This window comes from Nocardia amikacinitolerans, from assembly GCF_900215415.1.
GTDB lineage: Bacteria > Actinomycetota > Actinomycetes > Mycobacteriales > Mycobacteriaceae > Nocardia > Nocardia amikacinitolerans.
On the sequence record NZ_OBEG01000005.1, the window covers coordinates 281,719 to 293,760 of the forward strand.

General features: G+C 69.6%; 1 protein-coding gene (only partly in view). It reads left to right on the forward strand.

The features are described from left to right. Positions 1–12,042: the beginning of a LuxR C-terminal-related transcriptional regulator gene (locus CRP45_RS23065; protein ID WP_097246904.1), read on the forward strand. It continues 21,414 nt past the right edge of the window; 12,042 of the gene's 33,456 nt are visible here — the first part of the coding sequence; the start codon lies at positions 1–3; the stop codon falls past the right edge of the window.

The window sequence follows — 12,042 nt, forward strand, 5'->3', positions numbered from 1 at the left end:
ATGGGTTACTGGCATATTCCCGAGGAGTTCGCCTGGGTCGGGTGGGTGGCGGGTGCGGAGATCACCCACATCGATCCCAATGACCTGGACGGGATCTCGGATGTGCTGCGCGAGATCGGGCGGGAGATCCTCGAGCAGGCCATCGCCGAGGCTGATACCGCCAGCCGATCCGTCCGCGTGTCCTACCCGCAGGGCAGCGGCGGCGAGAAGATCTTCGATTCGCTCCAGAGCGTAATCCACGGCCAAGACCCGAAGCACGGCTCCATCGAGCTGATGGGCGAGTCCTTCGACCAGTTGGCCACCGCGGTCGACGACTTCACCGGTGAGGTTCACGCCAACCATTTGAGCGCGATCTTCGCGCTCGGCTGGCTGGTCATCGAGCTGGCCTGGTCGCTGGCCGCGGGCCCGGCCGCGCCCGGCCTCCAGGCCGGTGCGATCGCGGCCACCCGTGCCGCCTTCGGGGTGATCGGCCGGATTCTGGAGAGCGCGATCGCCCGAATCATCGGTCAGCGCTTCCTCTCCGAGGCGGCGCGGACCGTCATCGCCAAAGTCGTCTACGAGATGATTCAGGAGGGCTTGGTCGAGGTCGTCCAGACGACCATCGAGGAAGCCGCTATCCACAACATCCTCAAGGCAGAGGGCCTGAAGTCGCAGCCCTTCGACTGGGGCGGCTACCTGAAGAACGTGGGTGTCTCGTTCGCGGCGGGTGCGGCGGGCGGCGGCGCCGGTTATGGCCTGGGCCATATTCCGGCGCTCAACCGGATGATGTCGAGCGACAACCGGTGGGCCCGGGCCATGGGCGGCGGGCTGGTCGGTATCGGCGCGGGTGTTGTCGGTGCGACGACCGCAGGCCTGCTGACCGGCCAGTGGACTCCGGAGGCGTTCGTCGGTGGCGGCCTGTCGGGCGCGATTCCCTCCGGTGCGTCGAGTTTCCGTGGAAACCGGCAGTACGCGGGTGGGCCCAACATCGGCGGCGGAAACTTCAACGTGACCATGCCGGACGGTACCGCGCCGCCGGGGGAACCCACCAACGGGACAGATCCCGCCAATTCCACTGGTGCCAACGGCAATTCGGGTGCGGGAAACCAGAATGGCGCCGGGAATCAGAATGGCGCCGGGAATCAGAATGGCACCGGGAACCAGAACGGTGCCGGGGACAACAGCCCCGGCACGAACGCCGCCAGTGCGGGCAATACCTCCGCACCGCCGGCCGGGCAAGGCGCGAACGCGCCGCAGGCCGGGGCCGCCGACTCGGGCGCGGGCAACCAGCAGCAGGCCGGCGCCGCACCGCAGGCGGGTCAGCAGACGGGTCAGCAGAGCGCGGGAACCGGTGCGGGCGACGGCAATTCGTCGAATGCTGGCGGAAGCCAGAGCAATGCGGCTCCGCAGGCGGGCGACTCGAGCTCGGCGGCAAGCAATCCCAACTCGGCGGTGTCGGATCCCGGTGCTGGAGCAGGCGCTTCTGACCCAGGTGCGGGTGCTACGGATCCCGGTGCGGGGGCCGCGCAGGTCAGCCCGGTCACCGATCCCGGCGCGGTCGACAACCTCACCGGTTCGCCGCTGGGCGACTCTTTCGGTGCCGGCGCGGGCATTTCGGGCGATCCCAACTCGAGCCTGAACACGAACGCCGCCACCAACGGGGCAGGAACGACGGCGCCGGGGGCGGCCGCGCCGGGATCGACGGCGCCGGGAGCGGCCGCGCCGGGGTCGACGGCGCCGGGTGCGAGCATGAGCACGGGTGCGTCCAGTGCGGCGCCGGGCAGCTCGTCGTCCGCGCCGGGGTCCACCTCCACGTCTCCGACAACGGGCCAGTCGAGCACCGCAACGGGCCAGTCGAGCACCGCCACCGGCCAATCGAACACCGCGACCGGCACGCCGGGCGCCGGTCGGCCGTCGACGCCCAACCTGCCCGGTGTGCCGCGCGCCGGGGACACCTCCGTTGCCGGTTTCAACGACGGCACGTCCAGCGTCGCCCCGAGCACCGACGCCCAGCCGACACCCGCGGCGCGCGCGGGCTCGTCCGCTCAGGCCGCGACCCCCGGCGCCGCCCCGGCCAGTCCGGTGCAGACGCAGATCTCGGATACCGAAGCGCCGCAACGGAACACCACCGCGGACTCGGACAGCGACGCCGACAGCCAGGTGCAGGTCACACCGGAGAGCGACCCGCAGGTCCAAGCGCGGACCGACAGCACCCTGGATCCGACGACACAAGACGACAGCGACGAGGATGCCCCGGCGCGTCCCGACGGCGATCAGGACCCGGCGGCGCGACCGGACAGCGACGAGGACGCCGCGGCGCGTCCCGACAGTGACGAGGATGCGCCCGCGCGGCCGGACAGCGACGAGGATCCGGCGGCACGCCCGGATGTCGACGACGATTCCGCGCTGGTCCTGCCGCCTCCGCCGCCGACCCCCGCGGCCCCGGCTCCGGCACGCCCCAGCACCGATCCGGACGCCAGCACGGACCCCGACACCGATACCGATCCGGAAACCCAGAACCAGCCGGACGATTCGTCCGAGCCGAACCCCGACACCGACGAGAACGCTCGCCCGCGCCGGGTGGCCGACGCCAGTCCAGCGACGGACGCGGAGAAGCAGCAGGCCGCCGACATCCTCGACAGCATGGCGGGCAAGCCGAAGCTCGCCGATTTCCAGCTCGACCCCAAGGCCACCCGTGCCGAGGCGGATGCGTTGGCACGCAAGAACTCCGAGCGGTGGAACTCGATCACGCCGGAGCAGCAGCTGGTCCTGCTCCGGGTGCATCCGGCCGGCTTCGGCAACAACGTGCCGGGCATTCCCGCCCCGGATGTCGACATCGCCAACCGGATACAGATCGCCCGGGAGACGCAGGAACTGATCGCCCGCAGCGGGTTGACCGAAATCCAACAGGCGCGGTTGGCGAGTCTGCTCGCCGAGCAAGAGCAGGCCGCGGCTGCCTTGGCGAAGGCGAAAGCCGAGCAGCCGCGGGCCCGTACCCAGGTGGATCCGGACAGCCGCTGGGCGGAGAGGGCGGCGGCACGCCGTCAGGCCGCGCGAGAACGGGCCGAAGCCAGACAGCGGATCGACCAGGCGCGCACCGAGGCCGCGAAGACCGTCAAACGCGTCCAGAACGAGCTCGACAGTCTGGTTCGGCAGAGCAAGCTGGACTCCGCCTCGCACAAGCAGCTGGTGAACCTGCTGCGCACCCGAGAGGCGATCGCCGTGGCACAGGCGGTGGCCCGAACCGTCGCGCCGAATACGCCGGTCTACGTCATGGCCTTCGACTCCACCGCGTTCAACGGCAGCGGCCGGGCGGCCATCGCCATGGGCGACGTCGACACCGCGACCCGGTTGTCCTGGCACGTCCCCGGCCGTGACGCGTCGCTGGCCAACATCGGCGGCACCGTGAACGAGATGGCCGCCCAGTACCGGGCGACCGCCGGTCGACTGAGCCCGGGCGAGTCGGCGGCGTCGATCGCGTGGGTCGGTTATGGCACACCGAACAAGGCCCAGTCCATGACCACCTGGCATGCCCGCCAGGGTGGCAAGCTGCTCGCCCAGGATCTGGCCGCCTTCAGCGCGACTCGAGCAGCGCTCAACGCGGGGCGGGTGGCGCAGGGGCAACACGAGATCGCGGTCTCGAACAAGATCATCGCGCGCGGCTACGGCGTCGACGTCGTCGAATCGTCCGGCCACAAGGGGCGTTTGGCTCGTTTGGTCGACGATGTCGTGCTGATCGGCTTCTCCGGCCAAGCAGAAGACCCGATGATCCGGAAGAAGCACTTCGGCGACGGCGTCCGAGTGCACATCCAGGATCGCGCCAACGGCCTGTTCCACCAGTTCAACGGCCCGGACGGTCCGAAGCCGCCGAACAACGGCGTGCCGGTCGACCGCATGTACCGGCTGGAGAACATCGCGGCGGGCAGCACCGAATTCCAAGCGCCCGACAACGAGTCGTTCCTGGACACCGATCGGCCCCCGCTGCGCGAGAACGGGTGCTCCGAGCAGGCGCTGTACCGGGCGCGCCAGCGTACCGGTAACCCGGACATCACCGTGCCGACCGATGTCGGCTTGGACGGTGTGTCCATGCGCCGGCTCGAAGAGCACGCCGATTCCCAGGTGACCGAGGTCAAGGTCGGCAAGCGTAAGTCGCCGCACAAGGCGATCGCCGAGGCACTCGGCTTCATGGAGGGCAAGGCGACGGCCATCGTCATCGACCAGAACCACACGGTCGATGAGCACGGTGTCGGGGCGCACGCGTACGTCATGTACTACGACGCCGCGACCGGCAAGATCATGGTCGACGACCCGTACAAGTATCCGGACGGCCCGGTCGAGTTCGACCCCGACAACCTGCCCGACGCGAAGAAGACCTGGGTCATGGTCTACGACGCGAACGGCGACTCCGTGCGCCCGCTGGCGGTGCGCCCGCACGCGTTGGGCGCCGCCACCCAGGACCACGACGACGACGATCGGAACCTGCCGCGGGTCGGCGACGGCCAGGGTCGACGGGATCCGATGCGCGACCTCCGGCGCTTCCTGGACGAACAGCGGCAGCAGGAGGAGCAGCGCAGGCGCGACGAAGAGCGCGGCGCCAACCAGCCTGCGCCGGAGCCGGATTCGCAGCAGACTCCGGACCCCGAGGCGCAGCCCACCCCGGACCCGGAGGCGCAGCAGGCTCCCGACCCGGGTGCGCAGCCCGACCCCGAGGCGCAGCAGACCTCCGAACCGGCGCCCGACCCGCAGACCGTCCCGGCCCGCGCGACCAGCCCGGCGCCCACCGGCGACCTGCCCCCGCTGACCGACGCCGACCGCGACCGCCTGACTCGCCTGTCGCAGGCACTCGGCCTCGGCGACTCGCTGTCGAGCTTCGCGGACCCGCGTCGGGTCCTCGCGAATCTGGTCCAAATGGCTTGGGCCCGAGGATTCCTCGATCCGACCCCGGTCATCGGGCGCATGAACGAGCTCATGGGCTCGGCCGATTTCGCTCCACTGAGCGTGCCGGTTGTCGATCCCAACTCCCCGGCTCCCACCATGCCGATCGCGGTGCCGGAGGCGATCGCACCCGCGCTGGGGCCTGCGCCGGCCCAGCCCGATTCCCGGGCCCCGCATCCGGCCGCGCCGGAGTCGGCGCAGGCGCAGCTGCTGCGTCGGCTCGGCCTGAACGCCGATCAGGTGACCCAGGCGAATCTCGCGGAAACCATTGCGGAGCAGCGGTATCGGACCATGTTGCTGGCGGGCGCTGTCGAGTCGCTCGCGTACGCCAAGGCCCGGCTGGATACCGCCGTCGATCCGGACCAGCGGGCGGATCTCACCAAGATCGTCGACCGGTGGGCGAATCTGCTCCAGCTCTCGGAAAGCGACCTGGTTGAGGGGCAGGTCGACACGACGCTGGAGCGGCTGCGCGACAACGTGCTCGCCCGCGCCGTCGCGCTGAACGATCTGGCCGATGCGGCCAAGGCGGCTCCGGCCCCCGCCGATCCCGCCATCGGCCAGACCCCGGATCAGAACTCGCCGGCGGCCCGGCCTCCGGCCAACACGCCGCCCACCCCGGCCGCCGAGGTGGCCCGGTTGCGGGCCGAGATGGCCGCGGCCGTGGCGCGGGAAGCGGACTTGCGCTCCGAGATCCTGGAGTTGCGGGTGCAGGCCCAGGCGGCGCAGGCTGCCGGAGATCTCGATCTGGCGCGGAGCTTGGCGGCCGAGATCGAGCAGCGCGTCGCGGAAACCGGTGCGGCGGAGGCCGCGCGCGCCGCGGCGGTCGAGGTGTGGCAGAGCTCGATCACGCAGCAGGGCAGCGATCTGCAAGCCCGGATCGACGCACTCGAGGCCCAGCTGGCCGCTCAGCTGGGCGGCGACGCCGAGATTGCGCGATTCCGCTCCGATATCGACCTCGTCGACAACCTCGAGGCCGCGTTCCAGCTGCGGGACCGCATCGAGACCGCCGAGCGGGTCCAGCGGACGCTGGAAGAGCAGATCGAACGCGGTAAAGCGTTGCGGCACAAGCTGCGTGCCGGAATCGCGCAGCTCGAGGCCGACACCGTCGACACCCCGGAAGCGGAGCAGGCCAGGAACCAGGATCTGGCCGCCGCCCGCGCGAAACTGCGGCAGACCACACATGCGCTCAGCGAGGTGGAGAGCTCGCTGGAACTGCTGCGGCAAAAGCTGCCGCCGGGCGATCTGACCCTGCTGAAGTCCGCGCTGACCACGGAGATCATCTCCGCGACCAACGCGCGGGCCGCGCTCGCCCAGGTCTTCCAGATCAGCGATATCGACCACCTCAACCCGCGGTACCTGGGACCGCGGGAGCCCGGGGCCGAGCTGGTGCAGCAGTTGCGCGAGGTCGCCAAGCAGCTCGCCGACGCGGAGACGCAACGGAGCAAGCTGGCCGAGCGGCAGGCCGCGCTGGACGCGATGAACGACCTCGGCCTGCTGCCGATCTCGGAGCGGGTCGGCGTGCGGCCCGCCGCGCAGCCCACCGGACTGTTCGGGGACAGCGAGATCGTGGTCGTCGGCGCCGACACCGACGTCAACGGCTACCGGCAGGCGCTGCAAGCGACACTGTCGGCGCGAACCGATCTGAACCTGCTGCTTGGCATGGCGAAGTCGGACACCACGCCGCTGACCGTGCGGTTCACTCGGGTAGAGCTCGACGCGCACGGCCACTACGCGAGCACCGTCGATCTGCCGTCCACCGATGCCGAGCTGACCCAGCGCGCGGGCGCCTGGGACCCGCGCAAGCACCCGCGTAAGTGGGAGAAGGAGAAGTGGACCGAGCCGCAGCCGCCGTTCCTGTTCAAGGTGTCGATGGTGCCGACCTTCGACAAGATCATGGCCGGGCTGCACGAGTTCGAGGCCGGTGAGGTTCCAGGGTTCCTGTTCCCGCAGACATTGCCGTTCTCGAAGACGATCTACGCCGTGCCCGAGGGCGTGAACGCGTGGACCTCGGATGTCGGCCTCAACCTGTTCCACCTGCGCATCCTCGCGCTGGGCGTCCTGGACCGGATTCCGGGCCATCCGTGGACGAAGAACCTGATACAGAACCGGCCATGGATCGGCAAGTTCGTCCTGTCGGCAACCCGGTGGCTGCCCGCGAACACCGCGCACGGCAAGTCGATCGAACTGCCGCTCTCGGCCGACTTCGCCAAGCGGCATCCGGCGTTGGCCTGGGCCATGGCCGATGTGGCGCAATGGATTCCCGCGGTGCGCGACGGGCGTTGGATCCAGCTGGTTCCGATGGTGCGCGGCACCCGCACCTACGGTTGGCTGGACACCAGCCAGCCCGATCCGCAGCCGCTGTCCAACCCGGAACTCGCCACGCCGCAACGAAATTCGGAGCAGGCGCGCCTCGATGGCTCGCACGCGCTGCCCTACACCGGCGAGAGCGTCGAGATTCCCGAGGCGCTGCGGCAGCGCTGGGCCGACAACGAAGCCGAGCGGGCCGAGCTCAGGGAACGGACCGAGGCCGCCTACGAGGGATTCGAGCACAACCGGATCTTCGAGGCGGACAGCAACCTGGCGCGGATCGCCGATCACGCCCTCGCCGATCCGGACCGCTACTCCGGCGGCGACCCGAAGCGCTGGGTGCGCGGCAAGGGCAATGCCTGGGTGCGCGACCCCGACGGTTCGACCATGGCCAAGCACGGCGACGGCTCGACGTGGCTCAAAGACCACGCGGGCAACCCGCGTTCCCGCGACGACGTCATCGAGACGCTGCGCCAGGTGCGCGACTACCTGCTGCGCAACACCGAGATCCCGCAGAACATCGACATCGCCACCATGTGGCTGCGGCTGATGTTCAACCAGGCGGTGCGCGAGGACATCGTCGGGATCGAGGCCGCGCTCGCCTCGATCGAGTTCCTCGCGCAAAACCCCGGCGCCACCGTGCAGCAGGCGACGGCGGCGGCGAAAGCCGCTGGCTACGACTGGGATCAGCGCCCGAGGCACCCGCGCAAGCGCACCGTCTGGCAACGCTTGACCGGTGCGCGCCCGACACCGCTCGGGTTCACCTCCGAGATCGACCCGATGGCCAACGATCCGGCGCGCACCCGCCGGTTCGGCAGCACGCTGTACTACGGCGTGCAGGGGCTCGGCCATATCCGAGATCAGTTGTCCGCCATCATGTCCGGTTGGCCCGCCGCGAAGGTCGAGACGGCACTGGACGAGGTGACCGATCTCGTCGCCTTGGCGACGCAGTCCCACCACGGTGATCACGGCATCGCCCGCGGCGGCGTGCACGTCTCGGCGCGGGTGATCGGCGAACCCGGCCTCGGCGTGCTCGAGGTGAGGATCGTCTCCGACGGCGACGGCACCCTCGGCCCGCAGCGCTATCTGCTCGACGAGCACGACAACAACTGCGTGCAGCTGGCGGGCGAGCACGTCAACGCCGCCCAGGGCGGTGTCGTCACCGATGCGGATCTGCTTGCGCCCTCGACGCTGGCCGGTGTGCGGTTCGGCGACCTGGTCCCGGCGCTCAACGGCGCGCCGCTCCAGGGTTTCGCCACCACCGCCCAGGTCAGCGGCTACGCCCGCTTGGTCCAAGGCTTGATCAACGCGGGTCCCGGCACCACCGCCTACGTCATCGAACAGCGCGGCACCCCGGACCGGCACGGCGCCATCGGCCACGCCTTGTCGCTGCACTACGTCGGCGAGGAAAACGGCAGGCATGTCTTCGAACTCAACGGTGAGCGGGTCACGCTGAACCGGGTCGAGAACGGCCGCGAATACTTCGACGCGCCGGTGGCGGCCCTGCCCGGCGGCCCGCTCCAGCAGGTCTCCCTGGCCGATCTCGCGGGCGGCACCCGCGAGGGCACGGTCGCGCTGTGGGCCACCGCCTACCGGAACCAGCAGGCGATCGTCCTGGACACCGGCGATGTCGACGCCCCACGCCCCGGCGACGACGCCTTCATCGGCTCGAACCCCGCTGGCCAGTCCGCCGAAACACCGGTTACGCCAGCGCAACTCGAAGCCGAGCACGGGATCCCGCTCCATCGCCAGGAACAGCTACAGAACTTCGTGGAGGAACACGACCTCCACCTCTGGGTGCGCCCGACCAACCCCGACTCGGTGCCGTGGATCTACGACGATGCCGCGGACAAGCCGGAGTTGATGAAGGCCAAGACCATCAACAAATACGACGTGATGCTGGGTGCGCCCGCGAAGTCGATCGGCTTGGTGGGCTTCTTTCGATTCCCGGAAGGCGGGCGGCACGACCTGCGGATGCCGCCGCGCACCACGGAATCCGACGCGGACTGGGCAGCTCTCGAAGCGCGTTACGAACAGCGCGTGCGTGAGTACATCAAACTGCGCACGAGGATGGACGCCTTCATCGCGCAGGGCCGGTTCGCCGTGGAGAACGGCGTGGTCAAGGGCTTCACCAGGCGCGGTGTCCTGAAACCGCTGACCGGTGACCACGATCTGTTCGACCTGCGCCACCCCGACGGCCGCCGCTTGTCGCCGACCGAGAACTTCCTGCTCCTGGAGGTGGCGCTGGCCGCCGATATGGGTGTGCAGCATCCGCCGCTGGCCTACTGGAACCCGGACAAGCTGGAGGACTGGGACGCCTATGTCGGCATGATGGAGGACCACTCCGAAGGTGGCGAGCCGCTGGTGCTGTTCCGGCCGGGACAGCCGCCCGTGCTGTCCTTCGTCACCCCGGCCGAGCGTGCCGAAATCGCCGAGGAACGCGAGCGTGTGCTGACCGACGCCCTGGCGAGCGCGCAGGCGCGGCTGGAGCAGATCCGCCGGGAACAGCGGCCGGGATACCCCGACCAGATCGCGGTGCTGCAGAGCCAGATCAACGACATCCTCGCCATGATCTCGCGCAATGCCGCGGAGTTGGAGTTCGGCGCGGAGTCGGACGCCGATCCCGGAGCCGAACCGGCCGCGGGCCCCGGTTCCCAGCAGGTCGCCGCGCCCCCGGTGAACGCACGTGTCGAGCCGAGTGTGCCGGAATACGATGTCGCCGAACCCAACCGGCCGGATACCTATCGGCGCGATCTGGGCGCGCTCGCCCAGTTCGGCACGCTGACCGTCCAGGATGGCCGGGTCTACGACCAGCACGGCAACCTGCACAACACCGGCGAGCTCGGCGAGGTCTTCGTCATCTTCCCCGAGGAGATCCGCAGCGCGCCGACAGATGTGACCTCGCACGCCGAGTTGTTCAGCTCGTTCGGCGATCCGGAGGCAGGCCCGATCGCATTCGGTGTGTGGATCATCGAGAACGGTCGGATCACGGGGGTGTGGGCCTCGTCGGCGGAGGCGTTCTGGGCGGGTTCACTGGACCCGAAGTTCGCCGCGCAGCTCCAGCATCTGCTGGTCGCCGCGGGCGTGGACCTCGCCCAAGTCGACTTCCGCGCCTACAACCAGGAAGGGATCTGGAAGGGACCGAGGGTGCTGGCGTCGCCCCGGGTGCTGATCGAGCAGGCCGCGGTCGATTCCACGACGCGGGACTTGATCACCAAGGGTCTGCGCGGTTTCGGCGCCGATTTCTCGGTCGATGTGACCGATATCGAAGCCACCGGTGACCGGCTGTCGATCACCTTGAGCCTGGCCCCGGTGCGCGGTGTGCCCGGGCAGGTCACGCTGGTGCTGGAGAACACCGCGGGCGCACCCACCGCCCACTACACCGATGTCCGGCTCGGTCCGGACGCGGTCCGGGTCGCCGCCGCACTGGACCAGGTGCACGCCAAGATCGGGACGTGGCTTGGCCAAACGGGCGCCACCTTCCTCGGGGACGCCGGCAGCGCGGTCGACACGACGATGGCATCGGACGCGGACATGGCCGGGGTCGTGGACTGGGTCGGCGAGCAACTGACCGCGGCGGATTGGGGTGATGCCGGACAACGGCGTTCGGTGCAGGACGCGGCCGCGGATCTGGTGTCACGGGCGGGCAGCGCCCCGGTGCGGGTCGGTTTGCGTCTCGTCGGCGCGCCGGGCGCGCGGCAGGTGCTGCTGCAGGTGCTCGACACTCAGCCGGGCGATGCTGTGCACGGCGAGCGAGCCGGCGTCGCTGTTCTCGCCGGGGGCGCGGGCAAGGTGGCGTGGGCCGAGTTCACCGAGCAGGACAGCGACGAGGCCACGGCTGAACCCGAGCAGCAGGCGCCACCGGAAGGGTGGATCCTGTCCTCGGAGATGCCGCGTACCGCGGTGTCGGTGATCCGTGAGCTGATGGTCGAGGGACAGTCGGCGGTGCTGGCGGATCCGAGCCGGGCGCGGGAGATCATCGCCGAGATCGGCGAGCGGTTCCTGGTGTCGAACGCGCCGGAGAAGGTGAACGGGCCGCAGCGACTCATCCGGGACATCTTCCCACCGCAAGAGCTCGCGTACCTGCGGTATTCGCTGGAGCGGTCGATCGCCTCCGGTGTGCTGCAATACAAGCTGACCCAGACCGCGTTGCAGCAGATGATGGCGCATCCGGAGCGAATCGCCGTCGCGGTGCGTGGCGACTACACGACCACCGAGCCGGACTACTACGCCTCCACCCTGCGCGACGACTACGTGATGGTCGGCCAGGACGGCTACCCGCGCGATTCCGGAATGCACGCGTTCATGCAGGCCGCGGTCGAGCATCTGACCGCGACCTGGCCGCTGATGTCCGACCCGGTGTGGGCGGAGCTCGCCGCGATCAAGGAGGAACGGTCCGCCGACCGCAAACCGCTGCTGGAGGCGATCCCGCCGAATCGGCGCGAAGAGCTGGATCTGCCCGCGCATTCGGTCGGTGTGTACAACGCGCAGGGCGACAAGACGGTGCTCAGCGCGGCGACCAACATGGAGAGCATCGCGCTGGTGTTGCGCGGGTTCCTGACGAGCCTGTCCGAGCACGCGGACGTGATCGCGGGCTGGTCGTGGGCGAGCATTCAGCACGCCTTGTTCCAGTTCACCAGCCAGTTCAGCGTGATGGCCGGTGTCACCTTCAGCACTCTGGGCAAGTTCACCGCGCCGCGGAACCCACCGCAGTTCGCCATCGAGTTCGATATCCCGAACCAGAAGATCACCAAGGTGCGAATTACCGGCGAAACCATGGAGATTCGCCGCGACACCCGCAACGGCGTGTGCCCCGGCTTC